This window comes from Marinicrinis lubricantis (assembly GCF_042658665.1).
Lineage (GTDB): Bacteria > Bacillota > Bacilli > Paenibacillales > KCTC-33676 > Marinicrinis > Marinicrinis lubricantis.
Genome location: NZ_JBHSQV010000153.1, coordinates 1 through 18,456 on the forward strand (window position 1 = coordinate 1; position 18,456 = coordinate 18,456).

Here is an 18,456-nt window from a genome sequence, read left to right on the forward strand (position 1 = left end):
CAGTTCCTCGTGATGAACCTGGAACGCCGCTTGCGGCTTCTTTTTGTCCTCATTCTCAACATGCTGCTGAAACGTACCGCCTACAGACAATTTGCTCTCTAATGTTTCGTTCAGCAAGCCCTATTTATCTTTGTAATCCTTACCCACAGGGTTCCTCCTTTCTTGTCATCCTACCATTGGATGCGATCCTTTACGGTTTGAGAACGATGCCGATGGTTAGATTTCCAACATTCGAAATACCCTGCACCGGATTGCCGACATTGGTTAATGCATCTGTAATCGTATCCGTATCGGTCTGTGTTTGTGCTTGCAGCTGCGCCTGAAGCTGAGCTTGGAGCTGTGCTTGGATTTGTGCTTGCAATTCCAGTTGTCTTTGGAGCTGCGCCTGAATATCCTCTAAAGTAACGCCAGAATTTTGAACACTCACTTACATTCATCCTTTCTTGTACTGCTTTATTTTGTCTTGCACTTTCAATGTATGCATTGGACAACATATTGACAGAGTGATGTGACCGCCGCAATTCACACATTTTCGCCAAAAAATAGCTTTAGGTTAAGCGTGGTCTTCGGGGAAACTTCTCGTACAATTTACGTTAATAGTAAATCTTTACACTCGCTCAACATCTCCTTAATATCCCCGTAACACAATATCACTATATTCATAGAGTAGTGATATTAACGCGAGGAGGAAGAAGATGAAGACATTAAAGCTTTCCGTCCTATCGCTGGGGATGGCTGCGCTGCTTGCGACCATGGCCCCGCCTGCCAAAGCGGCAGAGGAAGTTTCTATTCTAGATTACGGTACCGGTGACGAATTGTCCGTCGAGTTGATTGGACGTTACGAAAGCGGAGCAGAATTTGCTGAGGGCGGTACAGAAATTGTCGTATATGACGCGAAACATCAGCGAATGTTCTCTGTAAATGGAGCGGAGAAAGCACTCGATATCATGGACCTTTCTACATTGCAGAGTGAAGGCGGAGTACAATCTATTTCGCTGATGAAACGAATTGCGCTGAATGAGCTGCACTCCAGCTTATCTTCGATCGACGATATTACCAGTGTGGCGAAGCACCCTACGGAAGATTACATTGCGATCGCCGTCACTGCCGATCCGAAGCAAGATCCGGGATATGTCGTATTTTTGGATGTGGATGGGAAATATTTAGGCCACGTTCAGGCAGGACCGCTGCCGGATATGGTCACGTTTACGCCCGATGGAACGAAGGTGCTGGTTGCAAACGAAGGTGAACCGACTGATGACTACAAGCATAATCCGGAAGGCAGTGTAACGATCATCGATGTTTCTGCTGGTGTGCAGCATGCTGCAGCGAACACAGCAAGCTTTCAAAACGTACCGATGACGGGTGAGGTTCGCAAATCCAACCCTGAGCATACATATGAACAAAATTTTGAGCCTGAATATATTGTAGTTTCTTCCGACAGTCAAACCGCATATGTGGCGTTTCAGGAGAGTAATGCGATTGCAGTCATGGATATGGGGACAGGACAGTTTAAGCAGGTTTATGGCTTAGGATATAAGGACTGGTCAGCTGGTAACAACGTTCTGGACGTTACAGACAAGGACGGCAAAGCGGAACTGAAGCATTGGCCTGTACTGGGTATGTATATGCCGGACGGAATGTCGATTATTGAAGTTGGAGGGAAGGATTATATTATCACGCCCAATGAAGGCGACTCCGCCGATTATGAAGGATACTCGGAAGAAGAGAGAGTAGCGGATATGGCAGAACAATATGCGTTGAACGCAGATCTCTATGAGGGGTATACGCAAAGCGAGCTCGATGAACTTGTGAATGGCGGTTTGTTTAACGAGGATCAGCTCGGACGCTTGAAAACGACGACATCGGCTCCAAAGAATGAAGAGGGAAAATATGAAGCGATCTACAGCTACGGCGGTCGCTCCTTCTCCATCTGGGACGCAGAAGATATGAGCTTAGTATATGACAGCGGCGGCGATTTTGAGACCATTACCTCGGAAGCGATGCCGGAGTTTTTTAACAGCGATAATGAAGAAAACAACTTTGACGGCCGCAGTGACGATAAAGGTCCTGAGCCTGAGACGGCAGCGTCCGGCATCGTTGGCGGTGTTCCTTACGCGTTCATTGGATTGGAACGTACAGGCGGAATTATGGTATACGATGTAACGAATCCTGCAGCACCGCAGTTTGTCAAATATTTTTCAAGCCGTGATCTATCTTCTGAAGAGGTAGGAGGCGATATCGGACCAGAAGGTCTGACCTTCGTACCTGCAGTAGATAGTCCGACGGGCAAAGCGCTGCTGCTGGCAGCACATGAAGTAAGCGGAACGATTGCAGTTTACGAAATCACTCCGAAGCAAACGGCTATTCAGCTCATTCACGTTAACGACGTACACTCTCGTATCCTTGAGGATTCGAATGCAGGCATGGGCTATGCGAAACTAGCGGCGGTCGTAAATGAATACAGCGGCAATAACCCGAATACACTGCTGCTCGATGCAGGGGATTCGTTCCACGGCCAGACCTTCTCCACCTTGGTACGTGGGGAAAGCATCGTGCAGATTATGAACGAAATGGGCTTTGATGCGTTAACAGCAGGTAACCACGATTTCAATTATGGAATCGATCGTTTGTTGGAGCTCGCTGAATTGTCGGAGTTCCCCGTTCTCGGCGGTAATGTAGACAAAGCGGGACAAGACGTGCTGCCTGCCAGCTTCATTACGGAGATCGACGGTATTCGTATCGGTATTTTCGGCTTATCGACACCGGAGACGGCATATAAGACGCATCCTAACAATGTGGAAGGAATTACGTTCGTCAATCCGATCGAGGAAGCGAAAAAGCAGGTGGAGCTGCTGAAGAATCAGGTGGATGTCATCGTGGCGCTGAATCATCTCGGTATGGACGAAGCGAGTACGTATACTAGCGATAAGGTTGCCGAGCAAGTAGACGGCATAGATGTCATTATTGATGGACACAGCCATCAGATCATCACGCAAACGATCAACGATACGCTGATTGTTCAAACAGGAGAGTATTTGAAGAACGTCGGGGTTGTTACATTGACCTTTGAAGAAGGACAATTGACCGGCAAAACCTCGAAGCTGATTTCCAAGGAAGAAATGGCAGAGGCGGATCCTGATCCCGAGGTCGCTGAATTGATTTCGTCGATCCAAGCCTCTCAAGATGAAGTATTAAGTGAGGTCGTCGGAGCAACCGATGCTCTCTTAGACGGAGAGCGCACGACCGTAAGAGTGAAGGAATCGAATCTAGGCAATTTGATTACAGATGCGATGCTGATGGCAACCGGAGCGGATGTGGCTCTAACGAACGGTGGCGGCATTCGGGCATCCATCGATCAGGGGGACATTACGAAGGGAGACATCATCACGGTGCTTCCATTCGGCAACTACATCGTAACCCTAGAGGTTACGGGGGCTGATATCGTCGCAGCGCTTCAGCACGGTGCGGGAGATTATCCTGAACCGAAAGGTGCCTTCCCGCAAGTTGGCGGCATCACATACGCGATCGATCCGAGTCAGCCGAAGGGCAGCAAGGTGCACTCTGTCAAAGTCAACGGAGAGCCTATTGATTTAAACAGAATCTATGTGCTTGCGACCAATGACTTTATTGCGGCGGGCGGAGATGAATATACGATGTTCGCGGATGATGAAATCACTGGTCATTACCCGGCATTGGATGAAGCAGTGATCAGCTATATTCAATCCCAGAATGCGTTAGCAGCAGCTGTGGAAGGACGAATTATCGAACAATCCGCTTCAGGAGATAAGGCTGCCCCAGCGCCTGTTGAAGTTCCAGCTGAGGTGCCGGTCGAAGTACCGAATCAGCTTCCCTCTGACAATGGTGACCGCTTAGACGGGAAATACATTGTGAAACAAGGAGATACACTGTACTCGATTGGACGGAAATACGGGGTATCCTGGAAAGAAATCGCGGAGTATAATCGGCTGTCAAATCCGAATCTGATCTTCCCGAATCAAACGATCCTGATTCCTGCGGAATAACAATAAAGGATGTCCCTGAAGTCAGTCATGACGAAGGGACATCCTTTTTAAATTGAAATTTGGTCATCCATTTACATATATGCATAATAAAGGTTATGATGGAGATTGAGACTGGCTTTCATTTCGCTTATATGGCATTAAATGAAAAGGGGGAGGCACGTAAGATTGGAGAATCGATATGCAGAAATTGAAGGAGTTCTCACCTACATACATCAGCATCTTTTTGAACCTCTTACGCTTGACCAGCTTGCCCGCTATGCAGCATACAGCCCGTTTCATTTCTCTCGTCTTTTTAAAGAAAGAGTAGGCCTTTCCCCGCAATACTATATTTCTTCTTTGCGACTTCAAAAATCGAAGGACTTGCTCTTGAATACCCATTTGACGATTCGTGATGTGGCACTTGAGATCGGCCAACAAAGCTTAGGAACATTTACTACTAGATTTACGGAGCGGGTAGGCATGACGCCATCTGAATTTCGAAATTCAAGGCACGATACAGTTCAACGCTTGCGCGCGCTGCAGATGCTGGACGAATGGCATACAGCCTATTCGGTCGAGAGTTCATCTTCAGTCATTGAGGGAACGGTGACTGCAGATGTCCCATTCAACGGAGTGATTCTGATCGGCTTATTTGCGAAACCGATTCCGGAGGGGCTTCCTTTATACGGGACGCTGCTGCCGTCGCTTGGACGTTTTCGTTTTTGTAATGTAAGTCCGGGCACTTATTACGTCATGGCTACTTCCGTTTCATGGAATATGCAAGCTGCTGATATTTTGCTTACGGAGACAACGCTGCGCTCCAGAACGAAAGCGCCGATCATCGTAAATCCCTATTCATCCGTGCCGTATCAGGAAGTGAAGCTTTATCCACCCAGCTTAGACGACCCGCCTATTTTGATTTCCCAGCCATTATTGATGAATCGTTTTCTTAGCCGAAAATTTACTCCGACAAGGTAGCTGTTTGTTTCATTATAGTTGGCCTTTATGCTGTCATAGGATTTGGAGTGCGGACGACGGATACATAGCAAATGAGAAGAAATCGAGATACAGTCTATGAATTATAATGGGATCATACGTTTGAACCAACGTAAAATATTGATATTTTTGAGGAGGAGTATCATATGGCAGTTAAAGCAGGACATATTTTCGTGAATTTACCCGTCAAGGACTTGCAGCAAACGAAGGAGTTTTTTAAAGCAATCGGATTTGAATTTAATCCTCAATTTACGGATGAAAATGCCGCATGTTTGGTGATCAACGACAATATTTTTGCGATGCTTCTGACCGAGCCGTTCTTCAAAGGCTTCATGAAAAAAGAAGTATGCAATACGTCATCGCATGCGGAAGTGATTATCGCATTGTCGGCGGAAAGCAGAGAGCAGGTTGATGAATGGGCGGATCGTGCTCTGAAAGCAGGCGGTAAGCAAGCGAGTGATCCAGCGGATCACGGTTTTATGTATACGAGGAGCTTTGAAGATTTGGACGGACATATTTGGGAGATTTCTTACATGGATATGAGCGCTGTTCCGCAGGAGTAATAAACAAATTGAGATAGGCAAAGACAGGGGCATATCCCTGTCTTTGTCGCTTTCATTCTAATGGAAGAGAGTCATTCGTGATGTCCAATAAAATTAGGTATGGCGCTTTTGGATTTCGGCAGCCGCGATACTGCTGATTCTTTGGGCTGTCAGCTTGTTTTCACCCGAATGGACGCGTGTCACTTAGCCGGAACCTTTGCCCAGTTGTTGCAAACTACCACCTCAATTTGCGGAGCTGGAGGCGGCGACATCCCATCTCCCAAATAAAAGCTAGGATGCGGCGGTTGATTGTAGGCGACGTTCTGCCAAGCGATGCTGAGACGGTAGACCGGATCATGCATGAGTGTCCGAATGCGGTGCTTCGTTGGCTCCGTCGTCGAATAAATGTGAAGCTCGGTGCTGTCCTCATTTCTCCATACGACTTCTTCCCGCCAATCTCCGAACAGGTCCGCTTGCAGGCAAGGAGTCGCTTTCGTTCCGTTGTTCGAAGCACAGCCTTCCGCTGTCACAAGCCGGATGGTGCGGCCGTTCACATAATCCCATTTGTCGATGTGATTGTTATCCAGCAGCTCGCGCAGCAGATCCCCGTCCCACCAGATCGCAAAGTTGGTTTGATCCGGCGCTGCTCCGATGATCTCGCCTTTGCAGGAATACAACGTTCCCCCTGCCCATACTTCTTCCCCGGGATACCTCGGATCCAGATCCCCGCTAGTACCGCGGCCCGTATCTCCGGTAGTCGGTACGCCCCATAACAGCTCGCCCGTTCGCGCATCATGCATTTCAATACCGTAATCCGACGGAGTCTCATGCACCTGGAACACTTCCAATCCCGGGCGGCTGGGGTCCAAGTCTCCTACATGCATGGCGTCGCCATGGCCTAAGCCGGTACTGTAAAGTCCGGTACCGTCATGATCGATCACACAGGAGCCGTAGATGATTTCGTCCTTGCCATCGCCATCTACATCCGCTACAGCCAGACTGTGGTTACCTTGACCCGCATAAGCTTCATTTCCCGGCTTATCACTGTCGAATGTCCACACCTTGCTAAGCTGCCCGTCACGCCAGTTATATGCGGCGAGAACGGTCCGAGTGTAATAGCCTCGGCACATGACGAGACTCGGTCTCTTCCCATCGAGATAGGCGACACAAGCAAGGAAGCGGTCTACGCGATTACCGTGAGCATCGCCCCAATCCGAAACGTTGCCACGCGGCGGTTCGTAGGCGGTCGTATGCAATGCGCGGCCTGTGAGGCCTTCAAAGACGGTCAAAAATTCCGGCCCCTCTATGATATATCCGTCACGGTTGCGATAGTCCGCGTCGGCATCTCCAATCACTGTGCCCGTGCCGTCGATCGTTCCGTCCGCTGTTTTGCAGGCGACTTCGGCACGGCCGTCTCCGTCTAAGTCATACACCATAAATTGCGTATAATGGGCACCGGCCCGAATATTGACCCCCAAATCGATTCTCCATAGCATCTGGCCATCCAATTTGTAAGCATCTAGATACACGTTTCCAGTGTAGCCTTTATGGGCATTGTCATGAGAATTCGAAGGATCCCACTTCAAGATGATCTCATATTCGCCATCACCGTCTACATCACCGACACTGGCGTCGTTCGCGCTGTATGTATAGGTGACCCCGTCGGGAGATGTTCCTCCTAGCGGCTTTTGCAGAGGGATACGAAGTACATTCGATGACTGTACTTGTACGGGCTTCTCTTCCTCCTGTTCTGCCTCATCATAGATGGCCCGAACGGTGTAGATAGATTGATCCATACCGTCTGGATCGAGATAATTCGTTCCTTCTGACGGAGAAGTCGTATGAATCCGGACCCCGTCACGATAAACCGCAAAACGGGTCTCCTCCGGTTCTGTACCAAGCCAGCGCCAGCTTAGGTAGACACCATCGTCCACCTGCAAGGCAATAAGCCCACGATTTAAAAACTCCATTTGTTTCCTATTCATATTCATTCCCATCCTCCTCTTTTGGGTAAGTGGTGTTTTAAGTGATTGCTAAACCGTTCGTACCGTTTGCAGCTGTGCCTTCATGAAATTGATTCTTATGTTAAGCCATCTACGGTTTAACAGCAATCAGAACATTTTGCATGAACGAATGATCCCTTTTTCTTATGGATACCCAGAAGAACCGGCGTTTCGAACGGGAAGCATAGAGGGGTGGGGCAATAATGTGCAACTTTGCAAAAAAAGTAGATTTCTCGGAATGGTCTCGCAGACAAATATTTACCGTTGTGATAAAGGTCCATTACCATATAATAATATATTGTAAGCACTTACATTTCCTACTTCCATAAGGATCTATAATGAGACTGGCAGGTGATATGCGGCTTGAAACAAACAAAGAGCGGAACGATTAAAAAATTCGTTGGTCAGTTTATGGCAGTGCGAGGGTTGTTTTTTCGCAAGACGCTGATATCGATTCTCTTCATCGCCAGTATCCCCGGACTCATTATCGGGGGCGGAATTTATTGGATCGCGATCGATCAAATTGAGAAGGCCATGCTGACGTCGCATGAGAACCAAATCAAGCAGAGAGCGCAGGAACTGGATGAACAGCTGTCTTACCTGAAAACAACATTAACGCACTGGGCCTTCGATCCGATGTTCAACGACTCCATGCTGGAAACGGACTATTTGTACCAATTTCAAAAAACCCGCGAGCTGAATCAAAGCTTGCTGATTAAGAAAGGGACGCATCCCTTTTTGGATAATCTGCAGCTGTTTCTCTATGAACCGCAGCCGCTTGTTTTTGATCCGATTACAAGTGTGACGCCTCTTACGACACAAGAGGGAATGCTGCCATATCAGCATCTTCCCGAACAGCAGTCAGATATTTTTTGGGAATCGTCATCCGTTTCGGATGATGGATCGACCATTAGGCTTGTACATCAGGTTCCGGGAGGGACTCCTCGGAAGTTTGGTGCGTTAATTGCTTATGTGAATTTGAATAAAATAGAACAGCAGCTGGAGACGATGCTTCCTTCCGGAGATGGGGTCGGCTTGATTATCAATCACGACAGCGGAGATATGATCGTTCATGACCGTCATTCCGAAGGAAATGAGCTCCAGGATTTAGTATTATCTTCGGTGCTTTCGCGCAGCGATGATCAATCGACTTTTGTAATGCCATGGAACGGAAATACGTATTCCGTGTCCTACGGAAATTTTGAGCGGGTTAATATGGAATGGACTTATATCTCTGCTGTGCCGATGACAGCCATTACCGCACCGGTTGTCTTCACATCCAAAATCATCCTGTATGTCAGTATGGCTGGAATTGTGCTGGCTGTCTTGTTGTCCTGGATGATATCGCGGCGAATTTATACGCCGATTGGACGAATGGTGAGACTGCTTCAGGAAGGGAGTGGATCGGCAGCGGATCGTCTTGCCAGGGATGAGTTTAGATATCTTGAAGTACAGTGGGAGAGCATGCTGAAGCAAAGCGCCGCGATGCAGCACAAGCTGTCCGACCAGCTGCCCTATCTGAAAGAAGGTTTTCTTCTTCAGTTAATTCATGACGGTCTGGGATCTTATACGGAAGAAGAGCTCAAAGAACGAATGAAGCAGCTCGGATGGAAACTGGATAACCGTCATATGCTGGTGCTCAGTATTCAACTGCTCGGATTCTCCAATCGCAAGGGACGTCTCACCTCCAAGGATGAGGATCTGTTTACGTTCGCCGCAGCCAATATCGTTGAAGAGCTGGCGAAAGCAAAGCTTGAGCAGGTAAGTGTCATCAACCTGCACGATATGTCTATCGGTCTCTTGGTATTTATGCATGAGGAGCAAGATATGCGTACGGAGGTTAACGATCTATGCAGGGAGGTGATGGAGGCGATTCAACGTCTCCTAAAGCTGTATGTAGCCATTACTGTCAGCCGCTCTACTGCCTACATCAAACATGTGCCGCATCTGTTTGCCGAAGTGAAAGAAGCCCTGCTGCTGCGGGATTGTACGCTGCGGAATCAAATCATTGATCTGGAGCAGGTTGAAGACTTTTGCAGCGATGAAGAAATGCGTTATTCTTTTTCGTTGGAAAGAAAGCTCGTGCAGGCGATGCGAACCGGACAGCGCGAAGAAGCGAATTTGCTTATCACAGAATTTCTGAATCAGTTGGCGGCAGGCGGTGCTACGGAAGCCGTCGTGCAGCAGGGGATGCTGCAGCTGCTCGGAAAAATGCAAAATACGATGCTGCAGTGCGGCATGAATCCACATCGTTTGTTTAAAGGAAGCAACATGTATGAACGGCTGTCGCAGATCCGCGGAGCCGAGGAAATGCTCGAGTGGATGAAGGGAAGCGTCGCGGGTCCATTTTTTGATGAAATGGAGGAACGATCCCACGATCGCCTAAGAGAAATCGTAGATAAAGCGGTTACTTATATGCATGATAACTATATGAGGGATATTTCATTGGATGAATGCGCGGAGCATGCGGGTACGAATCATTACTCTTTAAGCAAAGCCTTTAAACAGTATGTCGGCAAAAACTTCATTGATTACTTAACAGAGCTCCGAATGGACAAAGCCAAAGAATTGATACGCGATACAGGTCTGAAAATTTACGATATTGCGGAGAGAGTGGGGTATCAGCATAGTTATTTTAACCGTATCTTCAAAAAACTGGAGGGGATGACCCCTAGGCAGTATCGTGAACTTAGCCGTAAATAAAGCGATCAATAAAGTGATATTTCGCCAAAAAAGATACATTTAAGAAGTTCGGAAGCAGTTCAATAATGTGCGGTAGTAGGAAATTTTTGTTTTCGCTATATTGGGCATGTAATCGGTTTCAATCATAGTAAATCGGTTGAAAAGGAAATCGAATAAGGAGGAGATTCATTTGATGAAAAGATCGATCGCGGTCATGCTCATCATGGTTATGGTACTCATCTCCGCATGCTCCAGCGGAAATAGCGGAACGAATGAAAGCAATAATGGGGACAATCGTTCGAACACGCAGAACACGGCGAACAATCCCCCGGCAGCAAATGAGAATAACGAGGACGAGGCGAGCGATGAGCCGGCTGAACTGGTGATCTTCACACAAAGCGGCGATTCGGAGGAAAGCTTTAATGCTCGTTTCGGTGACTTGATTCGAGAGAAATTCCCGAATTATACGATCACCTATAAGCCGGCATCGAAAGAATACGGATTAAAGGAAATGATCGCAGCCGGAGAACAAATCGATATTTATTTCGATTCCATTGGCTTTATCCAAGGTTATTTTGAAAGCGATGTTCAGATGGACATGACCGAATTAATCGAGAGCCATGGTTTGGATTTGAGTAAATTGGAGCCGACCGTTGTAGATTCGATCAAAATGCTGTCGGATGGCGGCATCTATGCGGTACCTGTTTTTAACAACAATGTTGTGCTTTATTACAATAAAGATTTATTTGACCGATTTGGCGTGGACTATCCGAAAGATGGCATGACTTGGGAAGAACTCAGTGAATTGTCTAAGAAAATGACGCGTAATGAGGGCGGCGAACAGTATTTCGGATACGCAACTTCAACGACGCACGTTCTCAGAATGAACCAGATGTCCTTGCCTTATGTCGATGAGAACGAGCAGGCCACGATTAATCAGGATGAGCGCTGGAAATCGTTCTATGAAAAAGTGTTTGTCGATCCAATGTCCCACTATATTGATTTTAGCAAGGCGAATGATGGATTTGGACCTTACCGCAATGAATTCCTGCAAACCAAGAATTTGGCTATGTTCGTTTGGCTGTCTTCGATTATCTTCGTATTCCAAGAGGATTTCACCAATATGAATTGGGATATGGTCGCTCTGCCTACATTCTCGGATAATCCGGGGGTCGGATCCCAGCCGTATCCTACCTATTTTGGTATCGCAAATTCAAGTAAAAATAAAGAAGCTGCGATGAAAGTGATCGAGTATTTGATTTCCGAAGAGGCACAAAGCCACCTTTCCAAGATCGGTGTGATGCCTGTGCTTAACGATGATCATATTAAGAGCCAGCTTGGTACCGAGAGTGCGTTCAAAGGAAAAAACTTCGGAGCGATGTTCTACAACCAATTTGCTCCTGTTCCGAAGAAAGGGAAGTATGAAAGTCTAGGTGATTCTCCGTATCACTATGCCATCTGGCCGATTCGTGATACCGATGATTACAATACGGCATTCAGGGACGCGGCGGAATCATTGAATCAAGCCATTAAGGATGCCAAGGGGCAATAGAGGAAAAGGCAGTCTTATTGATCAACAGAAGCTGATGCGAAGAAGATTCGTTCTCCTACCAGCACTTACGACAGGATGGAGTCCTTGACGGAAATTGTCGAGGACTTTTTCTTGCTTTTCATTCCAGTACATGAGATTTTATTAAAGGAAAAGGCAATCCAAAGATCGCTGGAATCATGCCCATGAGTTCCATCAAGCAAAAAAGTGTGGTTGCGCAAATAAGTGCCGTATTTTATTGTTTTAACTATGAACGGTAACGTATGAGGCGCCCGCTGGAATGGAAAAGGAGGACGGGAATGATCTGGACCCATCTTTATCGAAATTCTCTCGTTATTTGCTTCTTGATCGTACCATTGCTGACTGCATGCTCAAATCCTCACTCGAATCTGACGAACTCCAAGGTGAACGGAACCCAATCACATGCTGAAGAGAAATTGAATATCGGCATTATGCTTCCAGCCTATTATAAAAAATCACCAGACGAGGACAGTCCCGTCATTAAGCAGCTGGAGGAAATCACGAATACGGAATTGAATTTTCGCTTCGTACCGAGCACAACGTATTCCAGTGCTCTCAGTATTGCTATATCCTTAGATTCGCTTCCGGAAATTACAGTGATTCCAGGTAAAACGGTAGCTTTTATCGACGCGGTGCGTGCCGGGAAGTTCTGGGAGCTCGGGCCGTATCTCAAGGATTACCCTAATTTAAGCCAGGCCAATTCGCTAATTTTGAATAATGCATCCATCGACGGAAAAACGTATGGCATATATCGCGCCAGAACGTTAGGGCGGATGGGCGTTTCCGTACGAAGAGATTGGATGGATCGCCTCGGTCTGGACAATCCTCAAACGATCGATGATTTTTATGATTTATTGAAAGCGTTTACTGAACAAGACCCGGATGGAAACGGCAAAGATGATACCTATGGAATGGTCGTTACGAGTTACTCGGGACCATGGGACATTATGCAGGTTTGGTTCGGGGCTCCGAACGGATGGGGGATGGATGAGAACGGCAGGTTAATACCTGCTCATCTGACGCCGGAATATATGGAGGCACTGCGATTTTTTCGGAAAATTTACAGCGAAGGCCTGGTGAACCGTAATTTTGCAGTGATGGACCCCAATCAATGGGTTGAGCCGATTGTGCGGGGCGAGGCAGGAGTCATCGTAGATGTTGCCGATATGGCGCAAAGGGTGGAAGGCAAAATCCAGAGGACGAAGGCCCAGGAGCAGGTGATGGACGTATTTGGCGCACCGGAGGGTCCATATGGTCGAAGAGACTATTCGACCGCGGGATACGGAGGGATGATCGCCATTTCTAAATCCAGCGTGAAGACGGAAGAAGAGCTTAAGCAAGTATTGGCTTTTCTAGATCGGATCAATGATGAGGACGCGCAAATTTTGCTCGGCAATGGAATCGCGGGGAGGCATTATGAGGATATGGGGTCTTATGTCATTCCTTCCGAGGATCAAGACGTGATGGTGGAATTGCAAAATTTGAACCAGCTTCTCATGTTTATTCCTGAAGATCGTACGCGTCCAGTGGAAAGCTCAGGGCTGCGTGAGAAGGCGGAACAGCTTCAAGTGGACAATGAAAAAATTATTGTAAGCGATTTGGCTGAGCCGCTGGTGTCCGATGAATACGCGGAGAAAGGGGAAAAGCTGGATAAGATCATCAATGATGCCAGAACGATGTTTATTATGGGGCAAATTGATGAAGCCGGCTTAGAGCAGGCCACCGTGGAATGGCGCAGGAGCGGCGGTGATGAATATATTGAGGATATCAATGAATTGTACAGCAAATCTTTACCTTAGGCTGGGGACTAGAGGATATGAGTTCTAGAATCAAAAAAAGACAGGTGCAAAGATGCCCCTGTCTTTCTGCTTGTGATTGTGCAATTATTCATGATTGACATCGTAAAGCACACGAACCAGCAAATCTTGGCTGTAATTCCCAAAATTTTTACCATAAATCGTTAAGCCTCTTTTATTGATCGGTTGGTCGGTGACAGCAATTCGAAAGGTCAGCTCACTTTTGTAATCTAGACCGATCTGGTCTATTGTAACATTGGATATACGGCAGCCGTCAATAAAGCTGCCCTCATGATTGATTCGGATGAGCTTCAGCATACCGTATTGATTCAGATGCGGCGGCCACCAATCCGGATTAAAGCTGCCTCTGCTCTCCCCGAAATCCCCCGGACTTGTCCAGCTTCCAATTTCGACCCCGTTTAAGTAGAAAAAGATATCCGATGGATAATTATCGCAATAGCCGGGAGCTTCCGAGCTGAGCTCCATCGACAGCTGAATTTCGCGAAAGGTTTGGTTGGGTTTCAAATAATTCGGAATTCTATATTCCAGAAATCCATCGGCGAGCCAAATAATTTCAGAATCAATCCGCTGGGGATCTGCAAAATAACGAGGCTCGTCAAAATCGCCAATGATGCTGTCCTTCGTTGCCAATCCACACGTTGGTACGGCCTGATAATCACTGTAATGCCCCACCTTAAGCTCTACTTCATACAGGTTGTCAACTTCCCTCTTCTTGAGATCGACCATCAGCTTATCCTTATTCAGATAGCACAGCTTCTGAATACCGTGTTTGCCTACAGAGGTGTTGATTTCAATAAGCCCGCTTTCCTCCAGCTTCTTAATATGCATCGTAATCGCACCGTTGCTTAGATTCAGCTTGGTAGCCAAATCATTGAGGTTCAGGGCTTGATGCTTGGCAAGCAGTTCAAGAATTTGAATTCGGATTTCGGAGCTTAACGCTTTGAAAATGTCTAGTCCACTCATGAGATCTTTAATATAAATCATCGCAACAGACCTACTTCCGCTATAGTAAGAAATTTCGTTTTTTATTTATCACATAGTAAAGCTTAACTTCGTCTAATTCCTCGAAGGTTAAACTATTCTACCCGCGATAAAAACTTCCGTTTAGACAGAAAGAGACAGTACACGATGCCGTTTGCTGGGCAAACTCGCGAGGTCGCTCTTCCCCGAAGAACACCGACAGGAATTTTCTGCTTCTTATTACTTTCAAATAAATTAAATTATTTCAGATGATTCAATTCAATATCTTACTATATTCCGTGAATAAAATCATTGGTTTTTTATAAAAAGCTAAAATAATAAATATGATACGGCTTATTTCAACGAATGTTATGATTTAATATAAAGGGATCATAGCTTGACCTTGAGCGAATATTATTGATTTTACTCATGTTGATCAAACAATAATAAATAGGTTTATATATTTATAAAAAGATTTACAAAATGCTGTTTACAAATCTATGCATTTTGTGTTAATTTAATCTTGCAAGCGGATTCATTAAGTTAAACTTAAATCATTTCATTAATCTTTAAACCACTTAGGGGGTGTGTACGAAAGGTTAAGCAAGAATGAGCTGCGCACATCTATAGAAGCTCTAACCATTGGACAACAGAGATTTTACATAAAAAGCGAAAGGGTTTAGCCTCGCTCAACGCGAAGGGGCGAGTAAAATGAAGGATTGTACAATGAAGGAGGGTCAAACATTGAAGAACAAATGGCTGATTATATTGTTGGTATTATCCATGTCTGTATTTTTATTTGGCTGCAGTAAATCGTCTTCAGGCGGCGGTGAAAAAACCGTCATTGACGGAGGCGCCGGAGAAGACGCAACGGCACTGGAATACTGGACATTCGTAGAGCTTCACGGACAGCATTTTGAGACAATGCTTGCCAAATGGAATAAGGAGTTTCCAGACCGCCAAATTAAATTGAACGTTACGGTTATGCCTTATGACGATATGCACAACAAGCTGTCGATCGCGGTTCAAACGGGTGAAGGTGCACCGGATATTGCCGATATTGAGCTAGGTAAATTCCCGGATTTCATGGAAGGCGAGCCTCAATTGGAATCGCTGAATGATGTCGTTGAGCCTCACAAAGATACGATTGTACAATCCAGACTGGACCTGTACAGCAAAGACGGTACGATTTATGGTATTCCAACACACGTTGGGGCTTCCGTCGCTTTCTATAATACAGAGATTTTGGAGGAAGCGGGAGTAAACTATGAAGATATCGTGACTTGGGAAGATTTCAAGGAAGCCGGTATTAAGGTATATGAAGCAACGGGCAAATATATGGGTACGGCAGACACCAGTGCTACCTGGCAGTCATCGATGATGCTGGCGCAGCAAAACGCTGATTTTGTGGACGAAGCAGGAAATCCGAAAATTAATTCGGAGGAATTGATCAGAGGATTGACGATTTTGAAGGACCTGCAGGATAATAACGTCATTACGACGATTGCCGGCGGCCAGCCGGATACGGAAGAAGCTTACGGTGAATTCAACGCAGGCAATGTCGTTACGGCGATGATGCCTCTGTGGCAAATGTCCCGCTATACGAACTACATGACCGACTTGGAAGGCAAAATCGCGATTGCGCCAATTCCGGTCATTGAAGAAGGGATGCCAAGATCTGTGGGAGGCGGCGGTACTGGAACGGTTGTAACCAAAACAGCGAAAGACGTACAGCTGGCCAAAGATTTCCTGGCCTATGCGAAGCTTTCCCAGGACGCGAATATCGAAATCTGGAATACGCTCGGCTTTGACCCTGTCAATATGGATGTATGGGAAATGGAAGATGTGACACATAATCCAGATAACAAGTTCGTGAAGTATTTCGTGAACAACCCGTTTGATGTGTTGAACGAAATTAAAGACGAAATTCAACTGATTCGTTCCGTATCCGCATCTCCGACCATCAATAATGTCTTGTGTACGATTACACTGAATGAAATTTTCGAGGATGGTAAGGACATCGCAGAAGCGCTGAATGATGCACAGGAGCAAATTGAGCAAGAGCTGCAATAGTCTTCTGATCCTGCAATCTATAATAAAGAGCTGCCGTGAATATAGGCAGCTCTGTTCAGCCAAAGGAGTAAAGTGATGATTAAAAATTTCCTATACTCGCAAAAGGTCGCTCCTTACATTTTCGTGCTGCCCTTTATTCTCGTCTTTGTGGTGTTTTGGGCGTACCCGATGCTGAATTCTGTCGAAATGAGCTTTCAGAAAACGATGCTCGGGCAGGAAGCTCAGTGGGTCGGATTGGATAACTATGACAAGATGCTGGGAGATAAAGTGTTTCTAAAGGCTGTCATGAACAGTGTGGTCTACATGGTGCTGACCCTGCTTATTCTTATCCCGATCCCGATGCTGTTGGCTGTTTTCATTAACAGCAAGCTTGTATGGGGCGGGGAGCTGTTCAAGTCGACCTTTTTCTTTCCTGCACTCACGTCTGTTGTCGTCGCCGGTACAATTTTCCGGCTGATGTTCGGTGAAATGGAAGGCTCATTGATCAACTCTTTCCTCGGTCTATTCGGGATTGAACCGATCAAGTTTTTGAAAGGACAGGTGACCGGCTTCGTTGCACTCGTCACGTTGGCCACATGGAGATGGATGGGTGTCAATATTTTGTATTTCTTATCCGGACTCAAGAATATTCCGGACGAATACTACGAAGCGGCTTCGATTGACGGTGCCAGCTCGTTTCAAAAATTTAGACATATTACAATGCCTCTGCTTAAGCCAACGACGATCTACGTGCTGACGATCAGTATTTATGCGGGTCTGGCCATGTTTATAGAAAGTATGATGCTATGGAACGGGAACAACTCGCCGAAAAATATCGGTCTAACGATTGTCGGGTATTTGTATCGTCAAGGCATTGAGAAGAATGATCTTGGTTATGCGGCAGCAGTCGGTATTGTGCTGCTTACGATTACAATGGTTATCAATTTAACGCAGCTGGCTTTTTCCGGCATGTTTAAGAAGGAGGACTAGGAGATGAACAAAAATACGATAGCGAAATTTTCTCTCACCGTCCTCTTCGCAATATTGTGTATTTTGGTGCTTATTCCGTTTTATGCGATCGCGCTAGCTTCATTTAAGCCAGGGAAGGAACTGATTCGGCAAGGTCTTAATCTATCTTTCGATTTGTCTGTCATGAGTTTTGATAATTTTGTCTTCTTGTTTACTGGTGATCATTCCTACTTTTTGTGGTTTACGAATTCGATCCTGCTGACGGTCGTTCAGGTCGCACTGACGTTGATTGTAAGCGCGACGGTCGCCTACGGATTTGCGGCTTATGAATTTAAAGGAAAGAACTTCTTGTTCATTTGTGTACTGCTTATTATGATGGTGCCTTTTGAAATATTGCTGCTGCCGCTGTATACATTGACGTTCAATTTGGGATTGATGAATACGTATTCGGCAATTATTTTGCCGGGCATTGCGAATGCGGCAACGATCTTCTTCTTTAGGCAATATCTAAGAGGGGTGCCGAAGGAAATTATTGCTGCGGGGAGAGTCGACGGAGCGAATGAATACGGGATTTATATTCGTCTCATTCTGCCGCTGATGAAGCCTGCTTTTGCAGCGATGGGAATCTTGAACGGCATGAACAGCTGGAACAATATTTTGTGGCCGTTTATGGTCATCAGCGATTCTGACAAATACACACTGCCGATTGGCTTGAAAACGCTGCTCACGCCGTATGGAAATAATTATGATTTATTGATTGTAGGCTCGTTCTTCTCGATTGTGCCAATTCTAATTCTGTTCTTCGCGTTCCAGAAATACTTTATAGACGGCATGACGGCGGGCTCTGTGAAAGGTTAAAAT

General features: G+C 46.2%; 12 protein-coding genes. 9 read left to right on the forward strand and 3 right to left on the reverse strand.

Going from position 1 to position 18,456, the window contains the following annotated elements; genetic code table 11:
• Window positions 1-190 precede the first annotated feature (190 nt).
• Window positions 191-427 (reverse strand): hypothetical protein, encoded by a 237-nt coding sequence (locus ACFPXP_RS12065; protein ID WP_379894478.1) that lies wholly within the window; start codon window positions 425-427, stop codon window positions 191-193.
• A 268-nt stretch (window positions 428-695) separates the two neighbouring features.
• Between ACFPXP_RS12065 and ACFPXP_RS12070 the strand changes: the two genes are divergently transcribed.
• The 3 genes from ACFPXP_RS12070 (at window position 696) to ACFPXP_RS12080 (ending at window position 5,563) form a co-directional block, all read left to right on the forward strand.
• Window positions 696-4,025, forward strand: a complete 3,330-nt coding sequence (locus ACFPXP_RS12070) for a choice-of-anchor I family protein (protein WP_379894479.1) — start codon at window positions 696-698, stop codon at window positions 4,023-4,025.
• Between the two features lie 141 nt (window positions 4,026-4,166).
• The gene (locus tag ACFPXP_RS12075) at window positions 4,167-4,982 is read left to right on the forward strand and encodes a helix-turn-helix transcriptional regulator (protein ID WP_379894480.1); all 816 of its coding nucleotides are present in this window, start codon (window positions 4,167-4,169) and stop codon (window positions 4,980-4,982) included.
• A gap of 164 nt (window positions 4,983-5,146) precedes the next feature.
• Window positions 5,147-5,563: a VOC family protein gene (locus ACFPXP_RS12080; protein ID WP_379894481.1), complete on the forward strand. Its 417-nt coding sequence runs from the start codon at window positions 5,147-5,149 to the stop codon at window positions 5,561-5,563.
• A 179-nt stretch (window positions 5,564-5,742) separates the two neighbouring features.
• Here the strand turns inward: ACFPXP_RS12080 and ACFPXP_RS12085 are convergent, their stop codons facing one another.
• Window positions 5,743-7,533 carry a rhamnogalacturonan lyase gene (locus ACFPXP_RS12085; RefSeq protein WP_379894482.1) on the reverse strand — a complete coding sequence of 597 codons (1,791 nt, stop codon included), beginning with the start codon at window positions 7,531-7,533 and terminating at the stop codon, window positions 5,743-5,745.
• A gap of 375 nt (window positions 7,534-7,908) precedes the next feature.
• On the opposite strand from ACFPXP_RS12085, the gene ACFPXP_RS12090 reads away from it, so the two are divergent.
• The 3 genes from ACFPXP_RS12090 (at window position 7,909) to ACFPXP_RS12100 (ending at window position 13,596) form a co-directional block, all read left to right on the forward strand.
• Window positions 7,909-10,248, forward strand: coding sequence for a helix-turn-helix domain-containing protein (locus ACFPXP_RS12090; protein ID WP_379894483.1), 2,340 nt, complete (start codon window positions 7,909-7,911; stop codon window positions 10,246-10,248).
• Between the two features lie 172 nt (window positions 10,249-10,420).
• The gene (locus ACFPXP_RS12095; protein ID WP_379894502.1) at window positions 10,421-11,779 is read left to right on the forward strand and encodes an ABC transporter substrate-binding protein; all 1,359 of its coding nucleotides are present in this window, start codon (window positions 10,421-10,423) and stop codon (window positions 11,777-11,779) included.
• A gap of 296 nt (window positions 11,780-12,075) precedes the next feature.
• Window positions 12,076-13,596 carry an extracellular solute-binding protein gene (locus ACFPXP_RS12100; protein ID WP_379894484.1) on the forward strand — a complete coding sequence of 507 codons (1,521 nt, stop codon included), beginning with the start codon at window positions 12,076-12,078 and terminating at the stop codon, window positions 13,594-13,596.
• Between the two features lie 84 nt (window positions 13,597-13,680).
• Here the strand turns inward: ACFPXP_RS12100 and ACFPXP_RS12105 are convergent, their stop codons facing one another.
• Window positions 13,681-14,598 (reverse strand): ArsR/SmtB family transcription factor, encoded by a 918-nt coding sequence (locus tag ACFPXP_RS12105; protein ID WP_379894485.1) that lies wholly within the window; start codon window positions 14,596-14,598, stop codon window positions 13,681-13,683.
• A gap of 720 nt (window positions 14,599-15,318) precedes the next feature.
• Between ACFPXP_RS12105 and ACFPXP_RS12110 the strand changes: the two genes are divergently transcribed.
• The 3 genes from ACFPXP_RS12110 to ACFPXP_RS12120 all read left to right on the forward strand — a co-directional run bounded on the left by ACFPXP_RS12110 (window position 15,319) and on the right by ACFPXP_RS12120 (window position 18,453).
• Window positions 15,319-16,647, forward strand: coding sequence for an ABC transporter substrate-binding protein (locus tag ACFPXP_RS12110; protein WP_379894486.1), 1,329 nt, complete (start codon window positions 15,319-15,321; stop codon window positions 16,645-16,647).
• A gap of 75 nt (window positions 16,648-16,722) precedes the next feature.
• Entirely contained in the window at window positions 16,723-17,616 is an 894-nt protein-coding gene (locus ACFPXP_RS12115) for a carbohydrate ABC transporter permease (protein ID WP_379894487.1), read from the forward strand.
• A gap of 3 nt (window positions 17,617-17,619) precedes the next feature.
• Window positions 17,620-18,453: a carbohydrate ABC transporter permease gene (locus ACFPXP_RS12120; RefSeq protein WP_379894488.1), complete on the forward strand. Its 834-nt coding sequence runs from the start codon at window positions 17,620-17,622 to the stop codon at window positions 18,451-18,453.
• Window positions 18,454-18,456: the final 3 nt, after the last annotated feature.